Below are 13,751 nucleotides of genomic sequence, written 5' to 3'. Positions count from 1 at the left end.
TGTGCTCGGCCTCTGCCCGCAGGTCGTCGGCGCGGCCGGCCGTCTCGTCGTCGGTGCCGTTGTGGTCAGCGAATGTCACTGTCGAACCCTTCTGTTCCGTCGGTGAGCAGCGGCGATATGGGCGGCAGCTCGTCGATCGTGTTGATTCCGAGCTGCTCGAGGAGCAGCTCGGTCGTTCCATAGTTGATGGCGCCGGTCTCGCTGTCGGTGAAGAGCTCGGTGATGAGCCCGCGCCCGGCCAGTGTGCGCACGACCGAGTCGACGTTCACCGCGCGAATGGATGCCACCTGGCTGCGTGTGATCGGCTGGCGATAGGCGATCACGGCCAACGTTTCGAGTGCCGCTTGCGACAACCGCGACGGATTCTGCGTGAGCACGTGGTCGGTCACGATGCGGTCGTATTCCTCGCGCACGTAGAGGCGCCAGCCCCCGCCGACCTCGCGCAGCTCGAAGCCGCGTTTCGGCCCGGCCATGAGCCCGTCGTAGTCGCGCACGAGCGCCGCGATCGCCTGCTTCACGGCGCTCACCGGGCGGCCGACGGTCGTAGCGAGCGACACAATGCTCTGCGGCTCGTCGGCGACCATCAGGATGGCCTCGAGCGCGCGCGGCAGATCGGTCACGGGCGCGGGCGCCGACTCGGATTCCGCTCCGGCGTCAACCTGCTGCGGCTCGAGCTGCGTCTCGGACTGCCGCTCGGCACCCTCGGACGGCTCGACAACGTCGGGCATCGCGACATCCGCTGTCGCGTCTCGATCAGTTGTCATAGTCGGCTCCTAGATTGGCCAGGTTCTCGTCGCTGAAGTGTTCCGCACTCCAGTGCACGGTCAATTCTCCCAGGGGTTCGATCTGTTCGAAACCGATCGCGGCCCGGCGGTACAACTCGAGCACCGCCAGGAAGCGCGCGATGATGACACCCTTCTGGTCGGCGCCGGCGATGAGTTGACGAAAGGTCTTCGGTTCTCCGTCGCGCAGCATGGCCACGATGATGGCCGCCTGCTCACGAATGCTCACGAGCGGCGCGTGCAGGTGGTCGAGCCCGACGGTTGGGATCTCGCGCGGCGCCATGGCCAAAGCCGCGAGGGCCGCGAAGTCGGCGGGCGTGAGCGTCCACACGAGGTCGGGTGTGCGCGCGCGGTACTTCTCCTCGAGTCGCACGGTGCGGGCATGCCGGGATGCCTCACGCTGCAGGTTCTCCTGGAACCACTCGGAGGCCTGCTTGAAGGCCCGATACTGCAGCAGCCGCGCGAACAGGAGGTCGCGCGCTTCGAGCAGCGCGACATCCTCGGCATCCACCAATTCGCCCTGCGGCAGCAACCCGACGACCTTCATGTCGAGCAGGGTCGCGGCGACGACCAGGAATTCGGAGGCCTCGTCGAGGTCGCTGTCGGACTCGAGCGCCGAGAGATAGGCGATGAACTCGTCGGTCACCTTCGACAGCGAGATCTCGGTGATGTCGAGCTCGTGTTTGGTGATGAGCGACAGCAGCAGGTCGAACGGGCCCTCGAACCCGCTGACGGCTACGCGAAAACCGGTGTCGGCGTCGGCCGCGCTAGGCGACGGCGCCACGGGACACCAGTTCCCGGGCGAGCTGGCGGTAGGCCTTCGCGGCGGGATGTTCGGGCGCGAACTGCGTGATGGGCGTGCCGGCCACCGAGGCGTCGGGGAACTTGACGGTGCGGCCGATCACGGTGTCGAGCACATCGGTGCCGAAGGCGTCGACCACGCGCTCGAGCACCTCGCGCGAGTGCAGCGTGCGGGAGTCGTACATGGTGGCGAGGATGCCGTCGAGCTCGATCGCCGGGTTGAGGCGGTCGCGCACCTTGTCGATGGTCTCGATGAGCAGGGCCACGCCGCGCAGGGCGAAGAATTCGCATTCGAGCGGGATGAGCACGCCGTGGCTCGCGGTGAGCGCGTTGACGGTGAGCAGGCCGAGCGAGGGCTGGCAGTCGATGAGCACGACGTCGTAATCGCCCGAGACTTTGCGCAGCACGCTGGCGAGGATCTGCTCGCGGGCGACCTCGTTGACGAGGTGTACCTCGGCGGCGGACAGGTCGATGTTGGCCGGGATGATGTCGAGGCCGGGCGTCGATGTGCGCTGGATGGCGGCGTTGGGGTCTTTCGCCGAGCCGAGTAGCAGGTCGTAGATCGTGATGGCGTCGTGCGTGTTCACGCCGAGACCGGCGGACAGGGCGCCCTGCGGGTCGAAGTCGATGCACAGCACGCGGCGGCCATAGCCGGCGAGCGCGGCACCCAGGCTGATGGTGGTCGTCGTCTTGCCGACGCCACCCTTCTGGTTGCACAGCGAGATGATGCGGGCGGGCCCGTGTTGGGCGAGGGGCTGCGGTTCGGCGAACTCTCTCAGCGGCCGTCCGGTCGCGCCGAGCGTCGGGGTCTCGGGCATTCCATCCAGCATCTGAGTCGTGTTCTTCTTCGCCACTGGCTGAGTCCTCGTCTTTCCTCGTTCGTCGGGTCTGTCAGCAGACCGTCCGCCCCCGATTCTAGCGGGCCGGGGCGCTTCCCAGTCGGGGCCACGCCCGGCACCGCGTGGGCCCGCGTCCCTATCGAGCCCGCGGATGCGCTGTGGTGTACATGTCCCGCAGCGTGTCGGCGGTCACGAGCGTGTAGATCTGCGTCGTCGCCACCGAGGAATGCCCCAGCAGCTCCTGCACGACCCGCACATCTGCGCCGCCCTGCAGCAGGTGCGTTGCGAACGAGTGCCGCAGCGTGTGTGGTGAGACGTCCTCGGTGATCCCGGCACGCTCGGCGGCGCGGCGGATGACGAGCCACGCGTTCTGGCGCGACACCCGCTGTCCGCGCGACCCGAGGAACAGGCCCGGCGTCGCCTGACCGCGTGCGGAGAAAATCGGCCGGGCCCGAACGAGGTAGTCGTCGATGGCGCGGCGGGCATAGCTGCCGAGCGGAACGATCCGGTCTTTGTCGCCTTTGCCGCGCAGCCGCACGATGTCCTCGTCGAAGACGTCGTCCACGTTGAGGCTCACGGCCTCGGTCACGCGCGCGCCCGTTGCGTAGAGCAGTTCGAGCAGCGCCTTGTCGCGCAGGGCCTGCGGCTCGTCGCCGCCCGTCGCGTCGAGCAGCGCCTGAACCTGCTCCACCGTGAGGGCCTTGGGCAGCCGGGTGGGCAGTTTCGGGGGCGCGAGGCGCTGCGCGGCATCCGTGGTCGTCAGGCCCTCGTCGACGAGGAACTTGTGGAACCCGCGCACCGACGACAGCTTGCGCGACAACGACGACGAGGCCAGCGGATGCTCCGACGGCGCGGCCAGTTCGGCGGCATAGTCGGCGGCAACGGCTTCGGTTGCGCCATCCGGTTCGGTGATGCCCTTTTCCTCGAGCGCGTCGAGGTAGGCGCCGAGGTCGCGGCGGTAGGCGGCCACCGTATTGGGCGACAGGCCCCGTTCAATCGAGACGTGCCGCAGATACCGGTCGAGCTCGCGCCGCAGCGTCATCTCACCGATCGGCACTGTCGCCGAGCTTCGGATGCCGCGTCCACGGTGTCCGCGCGTCGGCCAGCGTGTCGAGCCCCCGCTCTTTCACGGCCAGCAGCGTCAGCACGCCGATCGTCAGCGACGGGTTCTGCACCCGATGCGCCAGCACGGCGTCGACCACGTCGTCGAGCGGAACCCACCGCACCTCGATGTCGGCCTCTTCCTCGGTGCGCTCGAACGCCTCCTCGGTCGCTGTCACGCCCCGCGCCAGGTAGACCCGGATGAGCTCGTCGCTCCCGCCGGGCGAACTCGCGAACTCCGACAGCAGGTGCCACTCGGATGCTTCGAGGTCGGCCTCCTCGGCCAACTCCCGTTGCGCGGCCACGAGCGGGTCCTCACCCTCGATGTCGAGCAACCCGGCCGGAATCTCCCACTCGCGCACGCGCACGGGGTGCCGGTACTGCTTGATGAGCAGCACTCGGTCCTCGTCGTCGAGCGCGAGCACGGCCACCGCCCCCGTGTGCTCCATGTATTCGCGCGTGATCGACTCCCCCGAATACTCGAAGACGTCTCGGCGAATGTTCCACACCTTGCCCGTGAAGGCGGTCTCGGACGACACGACCGTCACATCGGCGCGGTCGTCGCTCAGAGGCGTGTCGCTGTGCCCATCCGTCGTCACCGGTGCCGTGCCGTGCTGCTCGTCGCCCATCGCGCTCTCCTCGTTCCCGTCCGTCGAAGAAGCCGCCTGCTCGCCGGCACCGATAACGGTGGCAGAGCGAGCAGGCGGCGTATTCTCGTGTGGTTCGAACCTAGTCCTGGTTCACGTCGAACAGCAGGTTCGACTTCTGGCGCTCGAGGGCCGCCTCAACCAGTCCGGCGAACAGCGGGTGCGCGTTGTTCGGGCGCGAACGCAGCTCGGGGTGCGCCTGAGTGCCCACGTAGTAGGGGTGAACCTCGCGCGGCAGCTCGACGAATTCGACGAGGTGTCCGTCGGGGCTCGTGCCCGAGAAGACCAGGCCGGCGTCTTCGATCTGCTGGCGGTACTGGTTGTTGACCTCGTAGCGGTGGCGGTGGCGTTCCGAGATCTCGGTCGAGCCGTAGACGTCGGCGACGATCGAACCGGCCGTGAGCGCGGCGGGGTAGAGGCCGAGGCGCATGGTGCCGCCCAGGTCGCCGCCCGCGATGATCTCGACCTGTTCGGCCATGGTCGCGATGACGGGGAACTGCGTGTCGGGGTCGAACTCCGACGATGAGGCTCCGGCGAGACCGGCCTCATTGCGGGCGTATTCGATGACCATGCACTGCAGTCCGAGGCACAGTCCGAGCACGGGGATGCCCTGCTTGCGCGCGAAGTTCAGCGCGCCGAGCTTGCCCTCGATGCCGCGGATGCCGAAGCCGCCGGGCACGCAGATGCCGTCGACGTCGGCCAGGGCCTTGGCGGCGCCATCCGTCGTCTCGCATTCGTCGGACGGGATCCACTGCAGCTTCACCTTGGTGTCGTGCGCGAAACCGCCGGCCTTGAGGGCCTCGGTGACCGAGAGGTAGGCGTCGGGCAGGTCGATGTACTTGCCGACGAGCCCGATGGTGACCTCGTGCTTGGGCTCGTGCACGGCCTTCATGAGGTCGGCCCAGCCGGACCAGTCCACGTTGTTCGTCTGCAGGCCCAGGTGCTCGATGATGTAGCTGTCGAGGTTCTGGTCGTGCAGCATGGTCGGGATGTCATAGATCGAGGGCACGTCGATGGCGTTCACCACGGCGTCCTCGTCGACGTCGCACATGAGCGCGATCTTCTTCTTGTTGCTGTCCGAGACGGGGCGGTCGCTGCGCAGCACGAGCGCGTCGGGCTGGATGCCGATCGAGCGCAGGGCGGCAACGGAGTGTTGCGTGGGCTTGGTCTTCTGTTCGCCCGATGCGCCCATGTAGGGCACGAGGGACACGTGCACGAAGAAGCAGTTCGCGCGGCCGAGCTCGTGGCGAATCTGGCGGGCCGATTCGATGAACGGCTGCGACTCGATGTCGCCGACCGTTCCGCCGATCTCGGTGATGATGACGTCGGGCAGCGGCTCGCCGGGGGCGGCGGGCTCGGTGGCTTGCAGCCGCATGCGGCGCTTGATCTCGTCGGTGATGTGCGGGATGACCTGAACCGTGTCGCCCAGGTATTCGCCGCGGCGCTCCTTGGCGATGACGGTCGAGTAGATCTGACCGGTCGTCACGTTGGCGGCCTGGTTGAGGTTGATGTCGAGGAAGCGCTCGTAGTGCCCGATGTCGAGGTCGGTTTCGGCGCCGTCGTCGGTCACGAACACTTCGCCGTGCTGGAACGGGTTCATCGTTCCCGGGTCGACGTTCAGATAGGGGTCGAGTTTCTGCATGACGACACGCAGTCCCCGCGCCGTGAGCAGGTTGCCGAGACTCGCTGCGGTCAACCCTTTACCCAATGAAGAAACGACACCACCCGTCACGAAAATGTGCTTGGTAATGCCGTTCGATGTGCCCGCGTTAGTTTTATTCACCACGGGCTTCAACAATATCATCGACCGGCCGCCGCCGATACCGTCCACTCCCCCGGTTCGGGTCACGCGGCCTCAGTTGCCGCCGAAAACATGGTCCGCGGCCGCCGTCCCCTGCCGCAATCGTCGCCCTGCAGCCGACATTCCTCGGTCCTCGGTCGTCGAGCGTCGGTCCTCGGTCGTCGGTACAGCCTGCGGCCCGCAGTGCCGGTCGCCATTCGCGGGTCGTCGGTTCGGTCGGCGTTCTGCAGTCTTCAGTGGCCGCTCGCCGGTCTGCGTTCTACAACCGCCGGCCCGCTATGCAGTCGCGGCGTGCGCCATCTCGAGAAGCTCTCGCGCATGTGCGAGTCCGCTCTCGGAGTCGGCCAACCCGGACAGCAGGCGGGCCATCTCGGCCGCGCGCTCGTCACCCTCGAGCTGCCGAACGCTCGACGCCGTGACAGAGCCGTCGCTGCCCTTCACGACGCTCAAGTGGTTCTGCGCGAATGCCGCCACCTGGGCCAGGTGCGTCACGACGATCACCTGCGACGTCCGGGACAGCTCCTGCAGCCGCCGCCCGATCTCGATCGCGGCGGCTCCGCCGACTCCGGCGTCGACCTCGTCGAAGACGAATGTCGGCACGGGGTCGGTCCCGGCGATCACGACCTCGAGGGCCAGCATCACCCGGGAGAGCTCACCTCCCGATGCGCCGCGCGCGATGGGCCGCGGCTCGGTTCCCGAATGCGGCTTGAGAAGTATGGCCACTGCGTCTCGCCCGTCGGGCCCGAGGTCGTCGGTGGGCGTCACATCGACCACCAACTGAGCCCCGGCCATGGCCAGAGCGCTGAGCTCATCGCTCACGGCTTTTCCGAGCGCGGCAGCGGCATCTCGGCGCAGCGCGCTGAGCTGGCCGGCCAACGCGTCGGCGATCTGCTGGTCTTCGGCGATGTCGTTCCGCAGTTGTTCGATGCGCTCATCGTCGCTGTCGAGTTCGAGCAACCGTGCGCTGCCGGTCTCGAGCAGCGCCAGGGCGTCTTCGAGCGACGGCCCATACTTACGCACGATGCTGTTCAGTTCGGCGCGCCGCTCCTGAATGATCTCGAGTTCGCGCGCCCCGTCCTCGTCGAGCCCGGCCAGGTAGCTCGACAGCTCGCCGGCGATCTCGCTCACCTGAAAACTGATGCCCTCGATCTGGCTCGCAAGGGCCGCCAGTTCGCTGTCGTGGGCCGAGGCGCGTTCGAGCTCTCGCCGCGCCCCATCGACCAACGCCACGACGTCGACGGCGTCGATCGTCTCGGCCGACAGGCTCTCCCGAGCGGATGCCGCGGCGATGCGCAGCTCTTCCCGGTTCGTCAGCCGTTCCGCGCGTTCGGTCAACTGGGCGTCTTCGCCCGGCTGCGGCGCGGCGGCCTCGATCTCGGCGATGGCCAGCCGCAGGTCGTCGGCCTCTCGTTGCCGACGATCGTGCTCGTCGACGATGAGATCCAACTCTTGCCTGTTGGCGTTGAGCCGTCGATAGACGTGTCGATACTCATCGAGCACGGTGTGCAATCCCGCGCCGGCGTAGCGGTCGAGTGCTTGCCTCTGCGCCGCCACGGATTTCAGCCGGATCTGCTCGGACTGCCCGTGCACCACCACGAGTTGCGCTCCGACCTCGGCGAGTACGCCGACGGGAGCCCCTTGCCCACCGACGGTCGCTCGACTGCGCCCTTCGGCTGACACGCTACGTCCCAGCAACAACTCCGCGCGTCCACCGTCGATGTCGTCGAGCTCGCCGCCCGCTTCCCGCACGCGTTCGGCGACGGGCCCCGTGGATGCCACGAGCCACCGCCCCTGCGTGCTGGCCTGTTTCGCACCCGACCGCACGACACCGCTGTCGGACCGTTCGCCCAACAACAGCCCGAGCGCCGTGACCACCATGGTCTTGCCCGCGCCGGTCTCACCGGTGATGGCCGTGAACCCGGGGCCGAGCGGCAGTGTTGCCCGCGCGATGACTCCGAGGTCACGGATGTCGATTTCCTCGATCACGTTAGGCCGGCCCCCGCCATCCGGTCACGGGGAGTTCGAATTTGTTGACGAGTCGATCGGTGAAGGGGCCCTGGTGCAGTCGCGCCAGTCGCACCGGCGTCGATGACCTGCGCACGACGACACGCGCTCCGGGAGCCAGGTCGTGGGTGCGCCGCCCGTCACACCACAGCACGCCCGTGCCGTCGGTGCGCTCGAGCACCTCGATGGCGAGGGGCGAGTCGGGGCCGACGACGATGGGACGAGCGAAGAGGGCGTGCGCGCTCAGGGGAACGAGCGTGATCGCCTCGACGGTCGGCCAAACAATGGGCCCGCCCGCCGAGAAACCGTAGGCGGTGGAGCCGGTAGGCGTCGACACGACGACGCCGTCGCAGCCGAAGGAGGACAGGGGGCGCCCGTCGACTTCGATGACGACCTCGAGCATGCGTTCGCGGCTCGCCTTCTCGACCGTCGCCTCGTTGAGCGCCCAGCTGCTGTAGACGACCTCGTCGCCCACCTTGACCCGCACCGAGAGCGTCATCCGCTCCTCGACGAGGTAATCGCGGGCGACGGCGCGTTTCACGGCATCCGCCAGATCGTCGCGTTCACTTTCGGCGAGGAAGCCGACGTGTCCGAGGTTCACACCGAGCAGGGGCGCTGAGTACCCGCGCACGATCTCGGCCGCGCGCAAGATGGTTCCGTCGCCACCCAACACGATGACGAGCTCGAGTTCGGACGGAACGATGTCGTGGTCAAGGATGGCCACGTATCCCAGGTCGGGCACACGCTCCAGAATGTCGTCTCGTTCAGCGGCGAAAAGGACGGGCGTGATGTCGGCGGCGCGCAACTGTTCGACCACCTGCACGGCGGCGTCGATCGAATCGGCTCGGCCGGTGTGCGACACCACGAGGATGTACCGCTCAGAAGCGTCGGTCACGCGTTCACACTCCTGTCATGGTTGCTATGCGTTCCAACCATTCTGTCGGATTCTGGGCGACAACACCTGAACGACGCGGGGCCTCGACACGGCGCAGCCAGATCAGGTACTCATGGTTGCCGTGGTTGCCGACGAGAGGCGATTCAGCCACGCCCACGGTGCCGAGCCCCTCATCCCAGGCGGCCCAGAGCACGTCGCACACGGCACGTTCGCGCAGCGCGGGCCGGTGGACGACACCCTCTCGGATGCTCTCGCGACCCACTTCGAATTGGGGCTTCACCAGCAACAACAGGTCGGCGTCTTCGCTCACGCTGCGAACTATCGGCCCGAGCAGATGGGTCAGCGAAATGAATGACACGTCGCCGACGACCACCGAGGGCCGTTCGTCATCGGGGGCCATCTTCTCGACGGCCTCGGCCGACAGCTCGCGGGCGTTGAACCCCTCTACGACGGTCACGCGAGGGTCTTGCCGAATGGTTTCTGCGAGTTGACCGTGACCCACGTCGAGAGCGATGACCGAGCGAGCTCCGCGTTCCAGCAGGACCTGCGTGAAACCACCCGTCGATGCGCCGACATCCAGCGCCGATCGTCCGGCCACGTCGACACCGAACACGTCCAACGCCGCGAGCAACTTGTGCGCCGCTCGGCTCACGTAATGATCGATGCCATCGACGGTCACGTCGTCGGCTTCTGCCACCTTGTGCGAGGCACGCAGGATGGTCGCGCCGCTCACCGAGACGAGCCCGTTGCTGATCACCTGGGCTGCCTGAGTGCGTGAACGCACGAGTCCTCTCGTTACCAACGCGACGTCGAGCCGCTCGGTCATGACGCTCCCCCGCCGGCGGGAGAATCGCCCCCTTCGAGCACTGCGCGCAGCTCCTCGTGCACGGCGGCGTAAGCACCGGCACGGTCTTCCAGGGGCCGGTCTTCGATCAAACGAAGGCGCGACACGAGTCCATCGTCATCGCGGGTTTCGTTGGTCTCCATCACACTCAACAGCGTAGCTCTTCCGCCCCATCCGGATGCCGCAGCAGCCCGCCTGTGGACAGATTTCAGCTCTCAGCGCTGTGGAGAACCGCCGTCCGCGCCCGCCCGCCCGCAACAGTCCCCGTCACGTTCGGCCGCCATCCCGACAGCGGATGGGCGCCCGGCCATCCCCACGGCAGGTGACCGCGCGCCCATGCCGACTGCTTGTGACCGCCAGGCCTTCCCGACTGCGTCCAACCAGCCCGCCGCCTCGACGACGGCACGACCACCGCGAGCCCTCGCCGCCGAGACAGGTCGGACTGCTGTCAGGCGTACAACCGCTCCGGCACGTTCAAACCGTAGATCGCGCGCCCCGACGACCAGATCGCCTGACACGCGGCTCGCAGCAGGTCGATCCCGCCATCGCCCTCGCCGACGATCACGACATCGTTGCCCTCGATCGACACGGTCGCCGAGCCCACCGTCGCCGTCTGGCCATCCTTCGACAGTCGCGTCTCCGGATAGGGCTCATGCAGCTGCCGCAGATCCTCGAGGATGTACGTCGGCCGCGAGAACTTGTCCGCCGCCAACACATGCTTCGCCTTGTCGATGCCGGTCAAAACGAGCACGGAATCGATCCCCGCCCGGTTGGCGCCCAGGATGTCGGTGTCGAGACGATCGCCGATGAACAACGGCTTGGTCGCCGCGAAACGTACCTTGGCTTCCTCGAAGATCGAAACCTCCGGCTTGCCGGCAACGACGGCGAGCCGCCCGATGGCGGTGTGCACAGCGGACACGAGCGTTCCGTTGCCCGGAGCAATGCCCCGTGCCTGAGGAATCGTCCAGTCCGTGTTGGTCGCGATCCAGGGCAGCTTCTCGTCGCGTTGCAGAGCGAAGGCGGCCTCGGCCAGCTGGGTCCATCCCACCTCGGGGGCGAATCCCTGCATCACGGCCGCGGGCGAATCCTCGGCCGACCGCGTCACGCGATAACCGGCCTTCTCGATCTCACGCACCAACCCGTCGCCGCCGACGACGAGAATCGTCGCTCCGGGCTCGACCGTCCCAGCGAGCAACCGCACAGCGGCTTGAGGGCTGGTCACGATCTCCTCGGGAGCAACGTGCAGCCCCAACTCGTTCAAGTGCCCGGCGACAGTCGCATCGGTCCGGGACGCATTGTTCGTGATGTACCCCACGCGCACGGTTTCAGCGGCTCGATTCAAACTCTCGACAGCGTGCGGGATGGCACCAGCCCCGGCATACACGACCCCGTCGAGATCGGCCAGCACAACGTCAACCCCATCCAGCGGAGCCCGCACAGCCTTAGTCTTCCTTCTCAGCACGACGCTCATCCTTCTCGCCCGCGGCGTCGACAACGCTGCCCTCAACGTCACCGTCATGAACGTCGCGCAGGTCATCCGCGCTCAGGTCGTCTTCGCTCTCGTCGACGTAAGACGCATCGTTCGCGCTCACGGCGACGGGCTCCCCCGCCTCCGACAGATCATCCTCATCACTCACGGGCGGCACGCCCACGGATGCTTCAGAGCCCGTTTCAGCAGCGCCAGACTCGTCGTCCGCGCCCTGCATGTCAACGACCGCTTCGACGCCCTCGGAACGGTCCTCGTCCACAGAGTCGTGGTCGCCGTCGAGTTCGTCGTCGCCGAGTTGCTCGTCGTCGCGTTCCTCCGCGTCGCCGTCGAGCTCTTTCTCATCACCGTCGAGTTCTTCCTCATCGCCGAGTTCGTCGTCGCCGAGTTGCTCGTTGTCGAGGTCCTCCTCGTCACCGTCAAGCTCTTCCTCGTACACGTCCATCGTCTCGGACTCGAACACACCGTTACGCTCGTCCAGAACTTCGGCGGCCACGATCGCGCGCTTCCGCCACACCGCAGCCTCGTCGCTACGTTCCAGCTCGCCCAGAACCTCGGCGTAGGCCGCGAACAGTTCGGGGCTCCACTCGAACGCCTTGTTGGGGTCCAGTTCCGGAATCTGCAACTCGGCCAGAGCCATATCGGACTGGCCCAGGTCGAGACGAGCACCCGACATCGCGATCGACAGTGCCACGCGCACAGCCGGCGACAGCGACGCACGATCTACCGTGCGCCCGAGCTCGAGCGCCCGCTCCGGACGCCCCACGCCACGCTCGGAGTCCACCATGAGGGGCAACTGGTCGTTCGACCCCGTGATTCGTCGATACGTGCGCAGTTCGCGCAACGCGAGGGCATAGTCGCCCGTCTCGTACGCGGTGATCGCGAGCGTTTCGCGCACGACACCGATGCGACCGGCTCGACGTGCTGCCGACAAGGCGTGCTGGTGAGCGCGCGTCGGGTCATCGTCAATCAGCGTTGCGGCCATGACCAGATGACGCGCAACCCACTCCGCGTTCTCCTTGGTCAGCGTCTTCAATTCGTTCCGAGCAACCCGGTCGAGATCGTCGGGCTTCACGCTGTCCGGGATGTCGGGGTCATCGTGCCGGGTACGAACCGAGCGCAGCTCCCGAGCCATTCTCTGCTCTTCGGTCAGCTCCTCTTCCTGGGCACGTGCATCGCGGTCGCCACGCGCGGGGCGCCCGTCCCGAGTCCACAGGGAGTCTTTCCCCCGGCCACGATCGTCGCGCCCACGTCCACCGTCGCGGTCACCATAGCTCGGACGATCGGAACGCCGCGCGTCATCGCGCCCGCCCCGGTCGTCGCGACGGGGGAAACGGTCACCGCCACGCTGCTCTCCGCTTCCCCCTCGTGCGCCGCCACCGAACGAACGCTCGGAGCGTTCCCCCTCGCGAGCACCACCAAATGAACGTGGTCCGCGGTCGCCGTCTCGTGCACCGCTCGAGCGAGCGGGACGCTGACCGTCGCGGTCGCCCCCTGCGCGCTGACCATCACGACCGGCACCAAACGAGCCTCCAGCGCGCTGACCGTCACGTCCGCCGCCGCCGTACGAGCGCTCACCGCGTCCACCGTCACGCGAGCCGCCACTGTAGGGCCGCTCTTCGCGTTGCCCGTCACGTCCGCCGCCACCGTATGAACGTTCACCGCGCTGCCCGTCACGAGCACCGCCACCGTCACGTGCACCGCCGCCATACGAACGCTCACCGCGCCCACCGTCACGCGAGCCGCTTCCGTAGCTCCGTCCCGCACCCTGACCGTCGCGGTCGCCGAACGTGCGGCCAGTGCCCTGCCCGCCACGTTCGCCGTAGGAGCGACCGGCACCAGCGCCGTCACGTCCGGCACCGTTCGGCCGACCTGAACCCTGCCCGGCGCCGTTTCCGCCAGAGGACCGATTCCCGTCCGAACCGTTGTGCGAACGACCCCCGCGTTGACCATCGCGGTCACCCCACGAAGGGCGGTCGGATGATCGGGGCGCGCCCTGACCGCCCGAGTACCGTTCGTTGCGCTCTCCGCCTCGGCCCGCGCCGGAAGAACGTTCCGAACGTTGTCCATCACGCCCGGCTCCCCCGGACGGGCGTTCACTTCGACCATTGTCACGTGGCGCTCCGTAAGAACGCTCGCCTCGCTGACCGTCCCGACCGCCCGAACCGCTCGACCGGTCGTTGCGCTGACTATCGCGGCCTGTGGCACCGTACCCACCCCGACCGGCGTTGTTTTCGCCGCGGGCCCCATTGCCCGTGCCATATGCGCCAGATCGACCACCGGCGTTGCCGCCGTGGCGTTCGCCGCCCGCGCGTCGCTCGCCGTCTCCTCGGTTGGTGCGATCGTTTCGTCGCTCGTTGTCTGTGTTATCGGACATAGCTCTCTCCCGAGGTGGTGTGGTCGCTGTTGAGGTGTAAGTACCAGTTTGTCTTATCTGGTGGTGTTAAAGCGAAAATGGCCACCCAAACGTTGGGTGGCCATTTTCAATGTTAAGTCCGGCGGTGTCCTACTCTCCCACAGGGTCCCCCCTGCAGTACCATCGGCGCTGAGA

Annotated in this window: 12 protein-coding genes; all 12 read right to left on the bottom strand. The window is 67.4% G+C overall.

Annotated features, from left to right (window positions below):
- Positions 1-65 precede the first annotated feature (65 nt).
- On the bottom strand, positions 66-728 hold the full coding sequence (gene scpB / locus ALI44B_RS01205) for an SMC-Scp complex subunit ScpB (RefSeq protein ID WP_496507420.1): 663 nt from the start codon (positions 726-728) through the stop codon (positions 66-68).
- Between the two features lie 25 nt (positions 729-753).
- Positions 754-1,566: a segregation and condensation protein A gene (locus ALI44B_RS01200; RefSeq protein ID WP_077052980.1), complete on the bottom strand. Its 813-nt coding sequence runs from the start codon at positions 1,564-1,566 to the stop codon at positions 754-756.
- A complete protein-coding gene (locus ALI44B_RS01195; RefSeq protein WP_077053870.1) occupies positions 1,550-2,413 on the bottom strand; it encodes a ParA family protein in 864 nt (287 codons plus the stop codon). Before ALI44B_RS01195 ends, ALI44B_RS01200 begins: the two co-directional genes overlap by 17 nt.
- Positions 2,414-2,558: 145 nt before the next feature.
- A complete protein-coding gene (gene xerD, locus ALI44B_RS01190; RefSeq protein ID WP_077053869.1) occupies positions 2,559-3,464 on the bottom strand; it encodes a site-specific tyrosine recombinase XerD in 906 nt (301 codons plus the stop codon).
- 1 nt (position 3,465) lies between these two features.
- Positions 3,466-4,152 carry an NUDIX domain-containing protein gene (locus tag ALI44B_RS01185; RefSeq protein ID WP_077052979.1) on the bottom strand — a complete coding sequence of 229 codons (687 nt, stop codon included), beginning with the start codon at positions 4,150-4,152 and terminating at the stop codon, positions 3,466-3,468.
- Positions 4,153-4,252: 100 nt separating this feature from the next.
- Positions 4,253-5,974: a CTP synthase gene (gene pyrG / locus ALI44B_RS01180; protein ID WP_077053868.1), complete on the bottom strand. Its 1,722-nt coding sequence runs from the start codon at positions 5,972-5,974 to the stop codon at positions 4,253-4,255.
- A gap of 273 nt (positions 5,975-6,247) precedes the next feature.
- A complete protein-coding gene (gene recN / locus ALI44B_RS01175) occupies positions 6,248-7,957 on the bottom strand; it encodes a DNA repair protein RecN (protein ID WP_077052978.1) in 1,710 nt (569 codons plus the stop codon).
- A 1-nt stretch (position 7,958) separates the two neighbouring features.
- Positions 7,959-8,870, bottom strand: coding sequence for an NAD kinase (locus tag ALI44B_RS01170; protein WP_077052977.1), 912 nt, complete (start codon positions 8,868-8,870; stop codon positions 7,959-7,961).
- Positions 8,871-8,874: 4 nt separating this feature from the next.
- Entirely contained in the window at positions 8,875-9,696 is an 822-nt protein-coding gene (locus tag ALI44B_RS01165; protein WP_077052976.1) for a TlyA family RNA methyltransferase, read from the bottom strand.
- 466 nt (positions 9,697-10,162) lie between these two features.
- Entirely contained in the window at positions 10,163-11,185 is a 1,023-nt protein-coding gene (locus ALI44B_RS01160; protein WP_077052975.1) for an HAD-IIA family hydrolase, read from the bottom strand.
- Positions 11,157-12,335, bottom strand: a complete 1,179-nt coding sequence (locus tag ALI44B_RS01155) for a hypothetical protein (protein ID WP_077052974.1) — start codon at positions 12,333-12,335, stop codon at positions 11,157-11,159. Before ALI44B_RS01155 ends, ALI44B_RS01160 begins: the two co-directional genes overlap by 29 nt.
- A gap of 14 nt (positions 12,336-12,349) precedes the next feature.
- Positions 12,350-13,315: a hypothetical protein gene (locus tag ALI44B_RS01150; RefSeq protein ID WP_143458908.1), complete on the bottom strand. Its 966-nt coding sequence runs from the start codon at positions 13,313-13,315 to the stop codon at positions 12,350-12,352.
- Positions 13,316-13,751 lie beyond the last annotated feature (436 nt).

Source organism: Leifsonia sp. ALI-44-B (assembly GCF_001984125.1).
GTDB lineage: Bacteria > Actinomycetota > Actinomycetes > Actinomycetales > Microbacteriaceae > Okibacterium.
This window is presented reverse-complemented; position numbering and strand designations above follow the sequence as displayed.

Coding starts and splice junctions, on each gene's coding strand:
- ALI44B_RS01195 (WP_077053870.1), bottom strand. CDS start 2,413: ATGCTGGATGGAATGCCCGAGACCCCGACGCTCGGCGCGACCGGACGG.
- ALI44B_RS01185 (WP_077052979.1), bottom strand. CDS start 4,152: ATGGGCGACGAGCAGCACGGCACGGCACCGGTGACGACGGATGGGCAC.
- ALI44B_RS01155 (WP_077052974.1), bottom strand. CDS start 12,335: ATGGCTCGGGAGCTGCGCTCGGTTCGTACCCGGCACGATGACCCCGAC.
- ALI44B_RS01165 (WP_077052976.1), bottom strand. CDS start 9,696: ATGACCGAGCGGCTCGACGTCGCGTTGGTAACGAGAGGACTCGTGCGT.
- xerD (WP_077053869.1), bottom strand. CDS start 3,464: ATGACGCTGCGGCGCGAGCTCGACCGGTATCTGCGGCACGTCTCGATT.
- ALI44B_RS01160 (WP_077052975.1), bottom strand. CDS start 11,185: ATGAGCGTCGTGCTGAGAAGGAAGACTAAGGCTGTGCGGGCTCCGCTG.
- scpB (WP_496507420.1), bottom strand. CDS start 728: ATGCCCGACGTTGTCGAGCCGTCCGAGGGTGCCGAGCGGCAGTCCGAG.
- pyrG (WP_077053868.1), bottom strand. CDS start 5,974: ATGATATTGTTGAAGCCCGTGGTGAATAAAACTAACGCGGGCACATCG.